Annotated in this window: 17 protein-coding genes; 5 read left to right on the forward strand and 12 right to left on the reverse strand. The window is 65.9% G+C overall.

Going from position 1 to position 15,864, the window contains the following annotated elements; genetic code table 11:
• Nucleotides 1–34 precede the first annotated feature (34 nt).
• Nucleotides 35–1,666, reverse strand: a complete 1,632-nt coding sequence (nadB, locus tag Ga0102493_RS14305) for an L-aspartate oxidase (RefSeq protein ID WP_051697753.1) — start codon at nucleotides 1,664–1,666, stop codon at nucleotides 35–37.
• A gap of 54 nt (nucleotides 1,667–1,720) precedes the next feature.
• A complete protein-coding gene (locus Ga0102493_RS14310) occupies nucleotides 1,721–2,686 on the reverse strand; it encodes an ABC transporter ATP-binding protein (protein WP_034902168.1) in 966 nt (321 codons plus the stop codon).
• Nucleotides 2,687–2,783: 97 nt separating this feature from the next.
• On the opposite strand from Ga0102493_RS14310, the gene Ga0102493_RS14315 reads away from it, so the two are divergent.
• The 3 genes from Ga0102493_RS14315 to Ga0102493_RS14325 all read left to right on the forward strand — a co-directional run bounded on the left by Ga0102493_RS14315 (nucleotide 2,784) and on the right by Ga0102493_RS14325 (nucleotide 4,391).
• Nucleotides 2,784–3,044, forward strand: a complete 261-nt coding sequence (locus Ga0102493_RS14315; RefSeq protein ID WP_034902169.1) for a zinc-finger domain-containing protein — start codon at nucleotides 2,784–2,786, stop codon at nucleotides 3,042–3,044.
• A 174-nt stretch (nucleotides 3,045–3,218) separates the two neighbouring features.
• On the forward strand, nucleotides 3,219–3,776 hold the full coding sequence (locus tag Ga0102493_RS14320) for a DUF4402 domain-containing protein (RefSeq protein WP_069297567.1): 558 nt from the start codon (nucleotides 3,219–3,221) through the stop codon (nucleotides 3,774–3,776).
• 87 nt (nucleotides 3,777–3,863) lie between these two features.
• Nucleotides 3,864–4,391, forward strand: a complete 528-nt coding sequence (locus Ga0102493_RS14325) for a hypothetical protein (protein ID WP_236922242.1) — start codon at nucleotides 3,864–3,866, stop codon at nucleotides 4,389–4,391.
• 15 nt (nucleotides 4,392–4,406) lie between these two features.
• Here the strand turns inward: Ga0102493_RS14325 and Ga0102493_RS14330 are convergent, their stop codons facing one another.
• The 9 genes from Ga0102493_RS14330 to guaA form a co-directional block, all read right to left on the reverse strand.
• On the reverse strand, nucleotides 4,407–5,405 hold the full coding sequence (locus tag Ga0102493_RS14330) for an NAD(P)H-dependent flavin oxidoreductase (RefSeq protein ID WP_034902172.1): 999 nt from the start codon (nucleotides 5,403–5,405) through the stop codon (nucleotides 4,407–4,409).
• 106 nt (nucleotides 5,406–5,511) lie between these two features.
• Nucleotides 5,512–6,705 carry an NRAMP family divalent metal transporter gene (locus Ga0102493_RS14335; RefSeq protein WP_081845574.1) on the reverse strand — a complete coding sequence of 398 codons (1,194 nt, stop codon included), beginning with the start codon at nucleotides 6,703–6,705 and terminating at the stop codon, nucleotides 5,512–5,514.
• Nucleotides 6,706–6,736: 31 nt separating this feature from the next.
• A complete protein-coding gene (locus tag Ga0102493_RS14340; RefSeq protein ID WP_034902174.1) occupies nucleotides 6,737–7,396 on the reverse strand; it encodes an endonuclease III domain-containing protein in 660 nt (219 codons plus the stop codon).
• Nucleotides 7,383–7,613: a YrhK family protein gene (locus Ga0102493_RS14345; protein WP_034902176.1), complete on the reverse strand. Its 231-nt coding sequence runs from the start codon at nucleotides 7,611–7,613 to the stop codon at nucleotides 7,383–7,385. Before Ga0102493_RS14345 ends, Ga0102493_RS14340 begins: the two co-directional genes overlap by 14 nt.
• A 36-nt stretch (nucleotides 7,614–7,649) precedes the next feature.
• A complete protein-coding gene (locus Ga0102493_RS14350; RefSeq protein WP_034902178.1) occupies nucleotides 7,650–8,438 on the reverse strand; it encodes a hypothetical protein in 789 nt (262 codons plus the stop codon).
• Nucleotides 8,439–8,467: 29 nt separating this feature from the next.
• Nucleotides 8,468–9,223, reverse strand: a complete 756-nt coding sequence (locus tag Ga0102493_RS14355) for an endonuclease III domain-containing protein (RefSeq protein WP_236922243.1) — start codon at nucleotides 9,221–9,223, stop codon at nucleotides 8,468–8,470.
• A gap of 9 nt (nucleotides 9,224–9,232) precedes the next feature.
• A complete protein-coding gene (locus Ga0102493_RS14360; protein ID WP_034902181.1) occupies nucleotides 9,233–9,427 on the reverse strand; it encodes a hypothetical protein in 195 nt (64 codons plus the stop codon).
• A gap of 105 nt (nucleotides 9,428–9,532) precedes the next feature.
• Nucleotides 9,533–10,162: a YceI family protein gene (locus tag Ga0102493_RS14365; RefSeq protein ID WP_051697758.1), complete on the reverse strand. Its 630-nt coding sequence runs from the start codon at nucleotides 10,160–10,162 to the stop codon at nucleotides 9,533–9,535.
• Between the two features lie 67 nt (nucleotides 10,163–10,229).
• Nucleotides 10,230–11,813, reverse strand: coding sequence for a glutamine-hydrolyzing GMP synthase (guaA, locus tag Ga0102493_RS14370; protein WP_034902183.1), 1,584 nt, complete (start codon nucleotides 11,811–11,813; stop codon nucleotides 10,230–10,232).
• Nucleotides 11,814–12,084: 271 nt separating this feature from the next.
• On the opposite strand from guaA, the gene Ga0102493_RS14375 reads away from it, so the two are divergent.
• Nucleotides 12,085–12,420 (forward strand): UrcA family protein, encoded by a 336-nt coding sequence (locus Ga0102493_RS14375; RefSeq protein WP_034902186.1) that lies wholly within the window; start codon nucleotides 12,085–12,087, stop codon nucleotides 12,418–12,420.
• A gap of 911 nt (nucleotides 12,421–13,331) precedes the next feature.
• Here the strand turns inward: Ga0102493_RS14375 and Ga0102493_RS14380 are convergent.
• Nucleotides 13,332–14,885 (reverse strand): class I adenylate-forming enzyme family protein, encoded by a 1,554-nt coding sequence (locus tag Ga0102493_RS14380; protein WP_236922244.1) that lies wholly within the window; start codon nucleotides 14,883–14,885, stop codon nucleotides 13,332–13,334.
• Between the two features lie 124 nt (nucleotides 14,886–15,009).
• Between Ga0102493_RS14380 and Ga0102493_RS14385 the strand changes: the two genes are divergently transcribed.
• Entirely contained in the window at nucleotides 15,010–15,810 is an 801-nt protein-coding gene (locus Ga0102493_RS14385; protein WP_069297568.1) for a PIG-L family deacetylase, read from the forward strand.
• The last annotated feature ends 54 nt before the right edge of the window (nucleotides 15,811–15,864 follow it).

Raw genomic sequence — 15,864 nt, forward strand, 5'->3', positions numbered from 1 at the left:
ACGCTCCCGGACCGAGCGTTCGCGGGGATACCTGTCACGGTACCAGCACCGTGTCCCGCGGCTCCTCCGCCGTCTCCAGGTAATCCAGCGTGTAATGCAGCCCCCGGCTCTCCTTGCGGTGGAGCGCGCTTTTCACGATCAGTTCCGCCGCCTGCAGCAGGTTGCGCAGTTCAATAAGGTCGGTCGTGACGCGGAAGCTTCCGTAATAATCCTCGACCTCGCGCTTCAGCAGTTCGATCCGGTGCGCGGCGCGTTCGAGGCGCTTGGTCGTCCGCACGATGCCGACATAGTTCCACATGAAGCGGCGGATCTCGGTCCAGTTCTGCTTGATGACGACCTCTTCGTCGGAATCGGTCACGCGGCTTTCATCCCACGGCAGGATTGCAGGCGGTTCGTCGAGTTCGTCCCACATGGTGAGGATGTCGCTGGCCGCCGCCTCGCCGAAGACGAAGCATTCGAGGAGGGAATTGGACGCGAGCCGGTTCGCGCCGTGCAGCCCGCTTTCGGTGCATTCGCCCGCCGCCCAAAGGCCCGGCAGGTCGGTGCGGGCATAGAGGTCCACCACCACCCCGCCGCAGGTGTAATGCTGCGCGGGCACGACGGGAATCGGCTCTTTCGTCATGTCGATGCCGAGGCCAAGGAGCTTTTCGTGGATGGTCGGGAAGTGGCTGCGGACGAAATCCGGGGCCTCGTGGCTGATGTCGAGATGGACATAGTCGAGGCCGAAGCGCTTGATCTCGGCATCGATCGCGCGCGCCACCACGTCGCGCGGTGCGAGCTCCATGCGCTCGGGGTCGTAATAGGTCATGAATCGCTTGCCGGTGCGCGGATTGATCAGCCGCCCGCCTTCGCCGCGCACGGCCTCGGTGATGAGGAAGTTCTTGACGTCGAGATTGTAGAGGCAGGTCGGGTGGAACTGCATCATCTCCATGTTGGAGACGCGCGCCCCCGCCCGCCACGCCATCGCTATGCCATCGCCGGTCGCGCCGCGCGGGGCGGTGGAAAAGAGGTAGCAGCGCCCCGCCCCGCCGCTCGCGAGCACGGTGGCCCGCGCGACGTGGCGTTCGACCCGGCCCGTGTCCTCGTTCAGCGCATAGACGCCCCAGACATGACCCGCGCCGGAATAATGTTCGCGGTGGCGATCGGTGATGAAATCGATGCAGGTGCGCCCAGGCAGGAGCGTGATGTTGTCGTTCGCCTGCGCCGCCGTCAGCAGCGCGTCCTGCACCGCCCAGCCGGTCGCATCGTCGACATGGACGATCCGGCGATGCGAATGGCCGCCCTCGCGGGTCAGATGGAGCGCATCGGCGTCGCGGTTGAAGGGGACGCCGAGTTCGCACAGCCGGTCGATGCTGCCGGGCGCACGCTCGATCACGAATTCCACCGCCTCGCGGTCGTTCAATCCCGCGCCCGCCACCATCGTGTCGCGCACGTGGTTTTCGAACGTGTCGCCCGCATCGAGAACGGCTGCGATCCCGCCCTGCGCCCAGGCGGTCGACCCGCCAGTGAGCGATCCCTTGGCGAGCACGAGCACCCGCTTCGTCTCGGCCAGTTCGAGAGCGGCGGTCAGTCCGGCCGCGCCCGACCCGATCACGATCACGTCGTGGGGCGGAATGTCGTGTTCCGTGACATCCGATCGGCCGCCGGCTGCTTTCGCTTCGTTCATCCTCGTCGCTTTGACGCGCAAACGGGCGCGGAGCAAGGGCCTGCGCGCATGCGCTCAGACGCCCGTCCCGGTCAGCTGGACGAAGACATCCTCAAGATCCGCCTCGCGTGTCGTCACGTCCTCGATGCGCAATCCCTGTTCCTGCAGGATGGCGAGAACCTGGCCCGCGCTCAGGCGGTCCTTGTCATAGGTGATCTCGACCGAGTGGCCACCGGTCAGTTCGGCGCGGGCGAATGCCTCGTGCGAGGGGGCCTGCGACAACTCGCCCGTGACGGTGACCGCGACGACCTTCTCGCGCGCCATTTCGACCAGTTCGCGGGTCGGCTTGTTTGCGATCAGCTGGCCGTTATTGATGATCGCGATGCGGTCGCACAATTCCTCGGCCTCCTCGAGGTAATGCGTGGTCAGCACCACGGTCACGCCCTCGCGATTGAGTTCGGTGACAAGTTCCCACAATTGCCGCCTCAGTTCGACGTCGACCCCCGCAGTCGGTTCGTCGAGGACGAGGATCGGCGGGGAATGCACCATCGCCTTCGCCACCAGCAGCCGTCTTTTCATGCCGCCCGACAAAGTGCGGGCATAGGCATTGCGCTTGTCCGCGAGGCGCACCGCCTCGAGCAGTTCCATGCTGCGCCGCCGGGCCTTGGGGATGCCGTAGAAGCCGCCCTGGTTTTCCAGCACCTCGAACGGCGTGAAGAACGGGTCGAAGACGATTTCCTGCGGCACGATCCCGATCGCGCGGCTCGCATTGCGGCGATGCTCGTCGATGTCGAAGCCCCAGATCTCGGCTTGGCCGGAGGTCTTGTTGACCAGCCCTGCAAGGATGTTGATGAGCGTCGACTTGCCCGCCCCGTTCGGCCCCAGCAGCCCGAAGATCGAGCCTTCGGGCACATCGAAGCTGACCCCGGCGAGAGCGAGCTTGCCCTCGGATTCCTCCGCGCTCTTGGCGCCCTTGATGCCCCCCGGCGGAGCATAGCGCTTGGCGAGGTTCTCGATGCGGATGGCGGGCTCTGAGGGCATGGCTTCAGCCCATGAAAGATCACTCCCGGCAAGGCAAGGGCCGCCGGAAGCACGATGGGCGATTGAGCTTGCCGAAAAGCTGTTATACGGGAGCGCCATGAACACCCCCCCTCCCGAAGTCCTGCTGGTCGATACGCGCCGCGTGAGCTGCGACGGGTCGAGCGGCATTCGCGGCGGCGCCGGATACCGTCCCGCCGCGCTCGGCCATCCGCGCATCTATCTCGAGATCGACGAGCATGGCTATGTCGATTGCGGCTATTGCGATCGCCGTTTCGTGCTGAAGGGCGGGCCGGCCGACGGAGTCGACCAGGCAAGCCTGCCCGACATCAACGAAGGCGCCGATCCGGGCCACCGCTGATCGGCGGAGATTCTTCCGCAAGGGAGTTAGGCGACAGCGGCTAATCGCCGCGACACGGGCTTTTCGCGCCATGGTCTGGCCTCGCGCAATCAGGGCCGGGCCCGGGTTCAAAGCATTGTTAATGCCTTGCCGCTAACACCGCCCCGACCACGCAAGGACCAGGGCGAGGCCAGTATGACCAGGATTTTCACTCGGGGGCGCTTAGCGCTCGCGACATCGTGCGCCGTGCTCGCGGCGATGATCGGCGGGCCGGCCTATGCGCAGGACAGCACCGGCTCGAGCGATGCGCGCACGCTGGTCGTCACCCCGCTCTCCTTCGTCAAGGACACCGATCTCGATTTCGGACAGATCATCGCCAGCGGCACGGCCGGGACGGTGACCATGGATGTGGACGGGAACATGACGACCACCGGCGGGGTCACGGCCGCGGGCGGCAACCCGCTGCCCGCCCGGTTCTGGGGCTACGGGACCTTCAACCAGACGCTGCTGATCAATGTCGACCGCAACAGCTACCTGCTGACCCGCGAAGGCGGGACCGAGACCATGCGGCTCGACCAGGTCGCGATCGGCAGCCGCCCGCCGATCCAGATTCGCACCAATCCGCGCCGGTTCCGCATCGCCAATCCGGATGGCTTCTTTGCCTTCACCATCGTCGGGCGGCTGCGGGTCGGGGCGAATCAGCCCTCGGGCATCTATCGCGGCGAATTCACCGTCACGCTCGAATACGAATAGGCTTTCGCGCCCCCGCGCAAAGCGCGCTCATGACGGGTTCAGGCATGGTGTGGCATAAGCGCCGGCATGTTTGAGGAGACCGATATCATGACCCGCCGCCCCGCTTCTTCGACCCGCATCGCGCCGCGCCGCTTCGGTGGACTCGTCGCAGGGCTTGTCGCCGGCGCCGCGCTGGCGATTGCCGCTCCCATTGCCGCCAGCGCGCAGGACAGCGCAGCCGATGATGGCGCCGAGGAGGATGGCGCGGAAGAAATGACCAAGGGAGAAAAGCGCCTTGCCAGGATGCTCGAAGGCCGGGTCGCGGGCGAGCCGGTCAATTGCATCCGGGTGATCCCGAACCAGCGCATGGTGACGATCGACAAGACCGCGTATGTCTATGGCCGGGGCAGGACGATCTACGTCCAGCGCACCGCCAATCCCGATGACATCAACAACAATGACATCCTTGTCTCGCGCCGTTTCATGGCGAGCGAACTGTGCCGCCAGGACGTGATGACGACCGCCGACAGGATCCTCGGGTTCTTCACCGGCGCGGTCTTCTTCGAGGATTTCATCCCCTATACCCGCGTCGATGATGCCGGTGACGAAGCGACGGAGGATGACAGCGCCGCCTGATCCGCCGCGCGCCGATCAGGCCGCGACGCTCGCTCCGCCCTTCGCCCCGGCCATCGCGTTCATCCGCGCAAGGATCGCCTCGGCCTCGCCCATGATGCGGTCGATCAGTTCCTTGCAGGTCGGAATGTCGTGGATCAGCCCGGCGACCATGCCGCAGCTCCAGGCGCCCTTGTCCATTTCTCCCTCCATCATGATCGCGGGATAGACCCCGGCGACCTCGGGCAGGATGTCCTGGATCGTGATCTTGTCGCCGAGTTCCTTTTCCTTCTCGAGCAGGCGCTCGACCGCGTCGTTGGTCATCACCCTTTCGGTGTTGCGGAGCGGGCGCATGACGAGGCGGGTGTCGAGTTCGCTCGCCTCGACGATGGCGCGCTTCACGTTTTCGTGCACGGGCGCTTCCTTGGTCGCAATGAAGCGCGTTCCCATGTTCATGCCCTGAGCGCCCATCGCGAGGGAGGCGACGAGGCTGCGCCCGTCGGCCATGCCGCCGCTTGATACGAACGGGATTTCGAGTTCATCGGCCGCGCGCGGAAGGAGGATGAAGTTCGGCACGTCGTCCTCGCCCGGATGCCCCCCGCATTCGAATCCGTCAACGCTCACCGCGTCGCAGCCGATTTCCTGCGCCTTCAGGGAATGGCGGACGCTGGTGCATTTGTGGATGACCTTGATCCCCGCATCCTTGAGCGGACCGAGGAGTTCGACCGGGTTGCGCCCCGCCGTCTCGACCACCGGAACACCGCCTTCGATCACCGCCTTGACCAGCCCGGGGTAATCGGGCGGGGTCAGCGTCGGCAGGATGGTAAGGTTCACGCCAAACGGTTTGTCGGTCATGCCCTTGCAGCGCGCGATTTCATTGGCGAGCTTTTCCGGAGTGCCCTGCGTCAGCCCGGTGATGATCCCGAGCCCGCCCGCATTCGATACCGCCGCCGCCATTTCGGCGAACCCGACATAATGCATGCCGCCCTGGATGATGGGGTGCTCGATGCCGAACATTTCGGTGATGGCGGTTTTCATGGATGTGTCTCCCGTTCGAATCTGGCGTTCGCGCGGGAACCAAGCGCAATCGCGGGCCATGTGCAAGCACGCCTTTCGCGGTCCCCGGACGCCGTAGCGTCAGCCATCACCCGGTGAGAGCGCCGAACACCCTCAAGAGCGAAACCGCGCCCAGCAGCAGGGCGATTCCCGTTACCGCTACCATCGCCGCCGCGCCTAGCGGGCCGCTCGCCGCTTCGCCGAGCAGCGCGCGGTCGCGCATCGCCAGCATCAGGAACACCGCCACCACCGGCAGCAAAAGCCCGTTGAGCGCCTGCGCCAGAAGGATCGCAGGGACCGGGCGAACCTCCGCCATCCCGAAAGCGATCCCGATGCCTAGCACCGCGATCCAGACCCCGCGAAAACGCCAGCCGCTCGCCGACCAGCGCGGGTCGTCCGCATCGGCAAACAGCCCGCGCACCGTGAGCGCGGCAGCGAGCGGCGCGGTCACAGCCGAGGACAGTCCGGCCGCGAACAGGCCGAGCGCAAGGCCCGTTCCCGCCCATGCGCCGAGCCTCGCCGCAAGCAGCGCTTCCAGCCGATCGAAAGAGAAATCCCCGTCGAGCGCCGAACCGACGATCATGATCGCGAGCGTGATGAGCCCGCCGAGCCCGACCGCCACGCCAAGCCCGAAGCGGCTGTCGGCAAGGCTCGCCCCGCGCGCGAGGCTCGATCCCAGGAACAGGTTGTAGGGCACCACCGTCGTCCCGATCAGCGCGACCACGGTCAGCGCCGCGCCCTCGGGAATGGACGGTGTCGCCAGCGCCGCGGCGATCTCGGCCATGCTTGGGGCGAGGACATATGCGGTGAACAGGAAACCCGCTCCCATCATCGCCACCAGCGCGGCGAGCAGGCGCGCGATCCGGGCGGGCGATCCGGCGGCGAGCAGCAGCGCCGCCATGGCCCCGAGCCCTGCCGTCAGCACAGGCCCGGGCAAGTCGACCCCGAGCGCGACGCCAGCGACGCCGCCAAGGATGTTGCCCGCTTCATAAGCGATGCTGCCGATGACGACCGCCCCGCCCGCGAGCACGATCGTGAGCGCGCGCTTCCAGCCGCTCGGGAAACGCCGGTGCAGGACTTCGGCAAGGTCGCTCCCGCTGGCGATGGTCAGCCTTGCGGCGGCTTCCTGCAGCACGAATGTCGCCAGGACCGAAAAAAGCACCGCCCATATCAGCGCCGCGCCATGCGAAGCCCCTGCGCTCGCGGCGGTGGTGACGGTGCCCGGGCCGATAAAGGCCGCTGCCACCGCCGACCACAGTAGTATCGCCCCGATCCGCCGCACTCGCGCCCCCCGCCTCTGGTCCCCCCGCCTGTCAGCCGGGACCATCCTCGCGGGCGGCATACCATTCGCACATGTCCTGCACCACGCAGATGTCGCATTTCGGCACGCGCGAGCGGCACACCTTCTTGCCGAACTGGATCAGCCAGAAATGCCCGTCGGCCATGGCCCATTGTGGGCTGCGCTCTTCAAGCTGCTGCGCGGTCCTTTCCGCCGTCTTCGCCTCGGTCAGACCGATCCGGTTGCAGACCCGGTGTACATGGGTGTCGACCGCGATCACGTCCTTGCCGAAAGTGAAGCTCAGCACGATGTCGGCGCATTTCCTACCGATGCCGTGAAGCGAGAGGAGCCCTTCGCGCGTGTCGGGCACAACGCCGTCATGCTCCTCGATCAGGGCCGTGCAGAACTTGCGGATGTTCTTCGTCTTCATGTTGTAGAGGACGCAGGGCTTGATCGCGGCGGCGATCGCCTCGTCTTCGAGCGCGAGCATTGCCTCGGGCGTTTTCGCCAGCTCGAAAAGCGCCTTCGTCGCGGCCGCCGTGTTGCGATCGAGCGATTGCGCGGACAGCATGCAGGAAATGCACGAACGAAAGGCGTCCGGCTGGCCCTTCGGCCCCTTTGCCCCTTTCGTGCGGCCCGGCATGGCTTCGGCGAGGCGCCGGTAAACCTCCTCGACCCCGCTATCGTCGATCATGCTTGTGCTCGAACCGGTTGACGAGGAACTGGCCGAGCGCGCCGACGAACATCAGCGCCGCACCGATGATGAAGAGCCAAACCCCCGTCACCTTCCACGGCTCGAAGCGCGGCAGGAACAGCACGCTTCCGACAACGAAGGCGAGATTCCCCGCCAGCCACATGCCGCGATGAATCCAGCCATAATCCCTGACGATCAGCCTGATGATGGTGCTCATGCCCCGAGAACCGAACAGGCAGGCGCGCGGTTCCCGTCACTCCTTGGGCTTGACCAGCCTGTCGGGCCGCATGCGCCGCGCCTCGCCGAACAGCGAATAGGTCTTGTTGACGTAGTTCGATACGTCGATGATCGAATCGATGTAGGTCGACAGGTCCTCGGTCATTTCCTGCTCGACCAGCCGGACATGCGCCGCCGGGTTCTCGGTCTCGAAGCGGACATAGAACCAGGGCTCGCCGCGCTTGAGCACGAGCGGCTTTGAGACGTCGTGCCATTCGAAGCCCCAGCTCAAGGGGCGCGGCCAGATGTGGACCGGAAAGCGTCCGCCCATCATGAGGCCCGGTCGCGGGGTCGGAAACCAATCGAGATAGGGCGCGGTCTGGACGACATAGCACGGTTCGTCCGCAACGAAGACATAGGGCGCCACGATCTGGATGATCGGGCGTTCCGGGTGGCGCCATTCGGATTGCGGGTGGAGCATCATCATCGAATTGCGCCCCTGCGGCCGCATCGCGGATTTCTCGCCGTCCATGTCGGCAAGCTGCAATTGCCCGTTGGGCCCGCGCATGACCGAAAGCGTGATGTCGATCGGGCAGGGAATGACGAAATGGCGCCGGTCGAAATCGATCGCGGCCGGGCAGACCTGCACCGACTTCGCCGAAGCGGGTTTCGGGTCGTTGCGGGTAAAGGGTTTGGGCGGAGCCCAGATCGCGTCCGATCCCTGGGGGAAACGCACCGTCCAGCCGACCGTCACGCTGCGCGACCTGCCTTTACGCTCGCTCTCGTCGCGGTCGAAATCCTCGGCGAACTGGTCTTCCCATTTCATCGGCGCTCGTCTCCTCTTCCGGGCCGCGCTCATGCACCGCCGCGCGCGGTGTCGCAATCCCCGCTGACCGGGCAGTCGCGGCATTGCGGCGTGCGCGGACGACAGAATGTCTGACCGAGCTTCTTCAATAGCAGGTGGTGTTCGTCCATGTCGGCGCTGCTCCATTCGGTCGGGACAATCGGCATGAGCGTGTCGAAGGTCTTCGCCGTGTCGGCTCTGGCAGGCACGATGCCGGTGCGCTCCATGATCCGGCGATGATGCCCGTCGATCACCATGGCGCGGCGCTCGAACGTGCTCGCATTCATCACCCCCGCGCTGTTCTTGCGCGCGACGCCGGGCAGGCGCTCGAGCCAGGCGATCGCGTCCTCGGTCGGAAGGTTGGAGAGATGCCTGAGATCGACGCTCCCGCGTTCGGCGATGATCGCGCAGAGGCAGGCCTTCAATCGCGCCGCCGCGACGCTGGGGAAAGTCTGACGCTGCAGCCGCCGTTCGAGATCGGCCGCGGGGGCGGCCGCGACCGCTTCCCACGATCCGTATTCGGCGAGAAGCGCGTCGGTCGAGGCGTTGGACGCGGCGGTCTTCGTCTGCGCCCCGATCACGCCATGAACCAGCACCCATTCGGGCGAGCGGCGCTTTTCCGGCGGACGCACGATCCGGCCGAAGCGCGCGATGAGCGCGGCCTGTATCCGGCGCAGGCGGTCGGTGCGGGGATCGGGGCCGAGATCGAGCTGCATGGCAGCGCGAGGAATGGCCGAGCGCTCGCCCCCGCGCAAGCGCTCGGCCAAGGCCGGTCGTCAGGTCTTGCCGACGCCCGGCACCTGCCGCGCGATGAACCAGGACGCTGGAACCGACAGCGCGAATGCGGCCAGAGCCGCCAGCGCTATCGGTTGCATGCCCGCTTGGATGTCCATCGTCAGCACGGCAACCACCGCGACCCCCATCAGGGTCGTCGCGATCACGGGAAACAAAACAAGTGCGATTTTGAGCATCGTCTCGCCCTCCTCACGTTCAGGAAACGAAGAGGAGAGTGCAGCGCGATTCGGAGGCGCGCATTGATGCGGGTCAAAACCGGGCCCGCCCCGGTCCGCCGGAGCCTATCGCGTGCGCTCGAACGTCAGCGCGAATGTGACCGGCACGGCCGGAGTGATCGACTCAAGGCCGGCAATCTCGCGGAGCTGCTCGATCCCCTCGCCCAGTCCGAAGGCGTCGGCATAGACGATCACGGGCTCGCTCGACATAGCGACTACCCGGTCGGGCCCGGTGCGGGTGACGTCGACCTGCGTTTCGATCCGGCCTTCGACCCCCTTGAGCGACAAGGTCGCATCAAGGGGCTGGACCGTCGTCTCGCCCACCGAAAGGTCGGCGAAGGCGGCGGGGTCGATCGCGGCGGTTATGGTCGCGGTCGGATAGTCGGAAATCTCGAAGAACAGATCGCGCATGCGTTCATTGCGGATGTCGACACCGGTCTCGAGCGATGACAGGTCAATCGTCACCGTCGCCGTGCCGTTTTCGCTGACCGAGCCCGACAGGCCGGTGAAGCGATTGGTTTCGAGCACTTCGCCCGATTTGACCGAGACATAGGCAAGGCGCGAGGCGTCGGGGACGATCTGCCACTCGCCGGTATTGGCGGGCGGAGAGTCCTCGGACTGCTGTCCGCAGGCGGCAAGCGCAAGGATCGCGGGCGCGGCGAGCGCGTAGGCGGTCGAGCTGGTAATTCGGTTCATGTCGGTTCCCCCGTTGGAACTGTGTCAGACAAACGCCGATTGGGCGCGATGGTTGCGAAGGATCGCTTCATTCCCACTCGATCGTGCCCGGCGGCTTCGACGTGATGTCGTAGACCACGCGGTTGATGCCCTTGACCTCGTTGACGATCCGCGTTGCGACCTGCGTCAGGAAACCCGCGTCGAAGGGATAGACATCCGCCGTCATACCGTCGGTCGAGGTGACGGCGCGCAGGCCGCACACGCTGTCATAGGTCCGCCCGTCGCCCATCACGCCCACGGTCTTGACCGGGAGCAGCACGGCGAAGGCCTGCCAGATCGCGTCGTAAAGCCCGGCATTTCGGATTTCCTCGAGATAGATCGCGTCCGCCTTGCGCAGGATGTCGCAGCGCTCCTTGGTGATCTCGCCCGGAATGCGGATCGCAAGGCCCGGTCCGGGAAATGGGTGGCGTCCGACGAAGGCTTCGGGCAGGCCGAGCTCGCGGCCGAGTTCGCGGACCTCGTCCTTGAACAATTCGCGCAAGGGTTCGACCAGTTTCATGTTCATGCGTTCGGGCAGGCCGCCGACATTGTGGTGGCTCTTGATCGTCACTGAGGGGCCCCCGGTGAAGCTGACGCTTTCGATCACGTCCGGGTAGAGCGTGCCCTGGGCGAGGAAATCGGCCCCGCCGATCTTTTTGGCCTCGGCCTCGAACAGGTCGATGAAGGCCTTGCCGATGAACTTGCGCTTGGCTTCGGGATCGGTGACGCCGGCAAGGCCGGAGAGGAAGGCGTCCTCCGCATCCACTGCGACGAGCGGGATGTTGTACGAATCGCGGAACAGGCTGACGACCTGCTCGGCCTCGTTCATGCGCATCAGGCCATGATCGACGAAGACGCAGGTGAGCTGGTCGCCGATCGCTTCGTGGATGAGCACTGCCGCGACCGCCGAATCGACCCCGCCGGAAAGGCCGCAGATGACCTTGCCGTCGCCGACCTGTGCGCGGATTTCCTCGATCTTGGTCTTGCGGAACTCGGCCATGGTCCAGTCGCCAGCGAGGCCGCAGACATGGCGCACGAAATTGGCGAGCAGTTTGCCCCCGTCAGGCGTGTGGACGACCTCGGGGTGAAACTGGGTGCCGTAGAGCTTGCGGCTTTCATCCGCGATCACCGCGAAGGGCGCGCCGTCGCTGGTCGCGACGATTTCGAAACCGGGGGCGAACTCGGTGACCTTGTCGCCGTGGCTCATCCAGACCTGGTGGCGTTCGCCCTCGGCCCAGAGCCCGTCGAACAGGGCGCAATCCTTCGTGACGGTTAGAAAGGCGCGGCCGAATTCGCCGCCTTCCCCCGTTTCATGGCCGGGCCGGACCTCGCCGCCCAACTGCTTGGTCATGACCTGCTGGCCATAGCAGATGCCGAGGATCGGCACGCCCGCCTCGAACAGGGCATCGGGCGCGCGGGGGGAACCTTCGTCGGGAACGCTCGCCGGCGAACCGGACAGGATGATCCCCTTGGGCGAAAGGCGCTCGAAGGCTTCCTCGGCCTGGGTGAAGGGGGCGATTTCGGAATAGACCCCGGCCTCGCGCACGCGGCGCGCGATGAGCTGGGTCACCTGACTTCCGAAATCGACGATTAGGATCGAATCCGGTGCGGCGTGGCTGGCATGGTCCTGCATGGCGCGCAGTTAGTCCGTGCACGCGGCAACTGTCCAGCATGCACGAAGCCCGGATGCATCTGCACCCTGCCCAAGCCGGCTCCGCGCGAGGGCCCTGGCGTGTGCGCCAAAAGGTTCCCGCGAAAACTGCATCGGCCAGTTGCAAAGATTGGAACCTTTTTGGAGGTTTTCGCATTTGCGAAATGATCTTGTGCAGTGCACCATAGTTTCAAACAGCAACTGAATGCCGGTCAGCGGCATCGAACCCTCTCCAGACTAAGGAACTTGACCCATGCGTTTTGCTCTTCCCCTGATCGCTCTCGCCACCGTTTCCACCCTTGGTTCCGCGCCGGCCGTCGCCGCCCCGCAGGGCACCGAAGAAGTCGTCACCGTGCGCATCGCCTACGACGATCTCGACCTTGCCAAGGCGGAAGACCGCGCCGTGCTCGAACAGCGCGTCGATGCCCAGCTGCGCCGCGCCTGCACGCTGCCTTCGCGTCCGGCCTATGTCGTCGGCCCGCTGGTCGATGAAAAGTGCGTCAGGGAAGCCCGCACCGCCGCGCTCGCCGAAGTCGAGCGGGTCGCCGCTGCCGAAGCGCGCCGTGGCCGGGAAATCGCCGCCAACTGAGCGCGCCTTCCCCGCATCCAGGCACACGCAAGCGGCCGCCGGACCCCGTCCGGCGGCCGTTTTGCATGTGCGAAGGGCAATGCTTAAAGTTCAGGTGGCTGTTCGATAGATTGCAATAATAGCAATATAATTACCCATTTTCGCATTTGTGTTTCGCGCAATCGAGCGCCATCTGGGCGGCGCAGCACGGTGAGGCTCCTCTCTCCTCCTCGCCGCTGTGCAAGGCTTCAGTCGCGGACCAAACATGGCCGCAAGGAGCCAGTCTGCTGGCCCCGGCAGGCAGTCCGACATGCGCAATGCGGCATGGCGCCGGTCACTTCCAGGACCGCCCTGCGCGCGCAAGGTTGATACGGCGTTCCCCACGCCCGGCTGCCATGTGAGGCGAAGGAACGGTCAAGAACGGATCGCCGAGCGCTTTCCCCGAGCGCATCCCCGCGGCCATCCAACCGCCTTCGTCCCGCCGGACCCGCCATCAGCGAGCGAGACGCGGCCGCCCCATTCCCCCTCCCCCCGAACGGCGGCCGCGTCTCCCACCGCTGACCCGCATACGGACAAACGGCGGCGCCCATTCCGGCGCCGCAGCATCGGTTTTTTCGATTGCGGTGAGTGGTAATTTCCATGCTTGAAAGGATAATATTATTATCCTTTCGCCCCTATCTTCCCTCTGACGCCGGGCCGGAAAGGCTCGCGTCCCCGGCACCATTCGAAGGAGCAAAACCATGGGTTCCATCCAGGAAAAGATGATCGCGTTCGTCCTCGCGCTCGCAATCACCGGCACGACCCTCAACACGATTCTAGTCTGAGCAGGCCCTGTCGCAGCGGAAAGCGCCGAAACCCGAACCATGACAAAGCGCGCGTCGCCACCGGCGGCGCGCGCTTTCGTGGTTCTTGAAGGCGTAATTCTCGCAGGCCTATTCGATCCCGCCCAGCCGCTCGGCGATTTCGCGCAGGTCGCTCTTCAACAGCTTGCCGATATGGCTGCGCGGCATTTCCGCGATCGGGTGCAGCGCGGCTAGGCGCTGGGTCTTGCCGAGCCGTTCATTGACCGCCGCCCGGATCACCTCGGGCTCACGTGCGCCGTCCGCCAGCCGCACGAATGCGACCGGGCTTTCGCCCCAGCGCCGCGAGGCCGCGCCGACCACCGCCGCCTCGAGCACGTCGGGCTCAACCATCAGCTGGGCTTCAAGGTCGCTGGGGTAGATGTTGAAGCCGCCCGAGATGATCATGTCCTTGGCGCGCCCGACCAATTCGACGAAACCGTCTTCATCGACCCGCCCGACATCGCCCATGCGCATCCACACTTCGCCGGTCGCAGGGTCTTTCCATTGCGCCTCCGATGTCTTGTCGGGACGGTTCTTGTAGCCGCTCATCATGGTCTGCGACCGGCCGACGAGATTGCCCGGCGTACCGGGCGGCACCTCGTTGTCCTCATCGTCGAGCACCTTGAGTTCGCTCCCCGGCGCGGGGCGGCCGACCGTGTGCAGCTTGTCGGGAAATTCGTGCGCGGGAAGCAGGCACACCACCCCGCCTTCGGTCATCGAATAGATCTCGACCAATCCGCCCGGCATCCGGGCGAGCACTTCGCGCTTGAGTTCGGGCGAGAACGGCGCGGAGGTGCAGTATTTGAGCGCAAGGCTGGAGAGGTCGAATTCGACCAGCCGATCGAAATCCATCAGCCGCTGGTATTGCACCGGCACCAGCATCGTCACCGTCGTCCGGTCGGCCTCGGCATGACCGAGCCAGCGCGCGGCATCGAACTTGCCCATGATCCGCACCGTCCCGCCCGCAAGCAGGACAGGCAGAAATGCGACCATGGTGGTGTTCGAATAGAGCGGGGTCGAGGCGAGCGAGCGCACCTCCAGTCCCGCGCCGAGATAGGACAATGCCGTCGCCGCGAATTGCCGCCAGCGCATCTGGTGGGAATGGACGATCCCCTTGGGGATGCCGGTGGTCCCCGAGGAATAGATGATGTTGAACGGATCGCCCGGCCCGGGCTCGAATGCGGGGGCGCGCGAGCCTGGCGGCGCCATCCATTGCTCGACCTCCTCAAGCGGCACGCGGATCATATCAGCCATGAAATCGGGGCCGAGCTCGGCTGCCTTGCCCGCATCGATGAAAAGATGCCGCGCGCCCGAATCCTTCGCCATGCCCGCAAGCTGGTCAGGCGAGGCGCTCGTCGTGAGCGGGGCCGCAACGCCCCCGGCGCGCACCGCGGCGAGGAAGACGAGCGCGTATTCGACGCTGCTCGTGCCAAGGATAGCCACCGATTGCCCCCGCCCGAGCCCCGTCTCGACCAGCCGCGCGGCGAGCCTCTCGACAAGGCCGACCAGCTCCGCCCAGGCGACATCGCGGTGATCGTCGATGAGCGCGATGGCGTCCGGCTGCGCACGGCACCAATCCATCAGGATGTCGGGGAACGAGCCGAAAGGTTCGGCAAGGCGGGCCTGCATGATGTCTCTCTCCATGAGGCGAGCATTAGCCGCCCGCCGCGACGCCGCAAGACCCGCGCTCATTCGTTCCGGATGGGCACGGCGGTACGGCTTTACCAGCCACGGCGATTATGGGATCGGGCCGCAAGAGGAGAGGACCATGAGGGCGCAAATAATCGCGGTGAGGGCATTGCCCGCGCTTGCCACTGTATTCGCCGGGGCGGTGACGGCGCAGACCGCTGACTTTGCTGATACCGCCTCGCAAGAGGCCGAAGGCACGATCCTCGTCGTGCTTGCCCATCCCGATGACGAGCTGGTGATCGCGCCGGCGATCGCGGCGGCAGCACGCAAAGGAGCGCGGGTCAGCGTGCTTTACGCCACCAGCGGCGATGCCGGTCCGGGGGTGAGCGATTTCGAACCGGGCGAGGCGCTTGGCCGGGCGCGCCGTGCCGAGGCCGAATGCGCAGGCAAGGCCCTGGGTGCGCGGATCCGCTTTCTCGACGACATCGCTGACGGCACGCTGACCGACAGGCCGCGCGCGCACGGTAGCCCGGCGGAGCGCTTCGCAGACCAGTTTTCCGCCGTCCTGCGCGCCGCCCGGCCCGATACGGTCATCACCTGGGGGCCGGACGGCGGCTATGGTCACGGCGACCACCGCATGGTGAGCGCGCTCGTCACGCAGCATCTCCAGTCGCTTAGCGCCGACACGCGACCCGCGCTGCTTTATCCCGCGCTCGTCAACGCGCCGCTTCCTCCACAACTCGCCGCGCAGGGATGGTCGCTGACCTCGCCCGATCTCGCGCCCGTGAGCCATCGCTATGAAGACACGGACCTGACTGCCGCAGGCAAGGCCGCGCAGTGCCACGCGACCCAGTTCGACGAGGCGACGCGCGCGATGATCGCGCCTGGTTTCCATGGCGCCGCGTGGAAAGGCGAGGTGCGCTTTCGCAAGGGGCTGTGAAGCCTGCCGCCAGGCGGTGGAAAAGACTTTGCCGAAACGGCGCAAAGGTTTGGG

It is taken from the genome of Erythrobacter litoralis (assembly GCF_001719165.1).
Classification (GTDB): domain Bacteria; phylum Pseudomonadota; class Alphaproteobacteria; order Sphingomonadales; family Sphingomonadaceae; genus Erythrobacter; species Erythrobacter litoralis.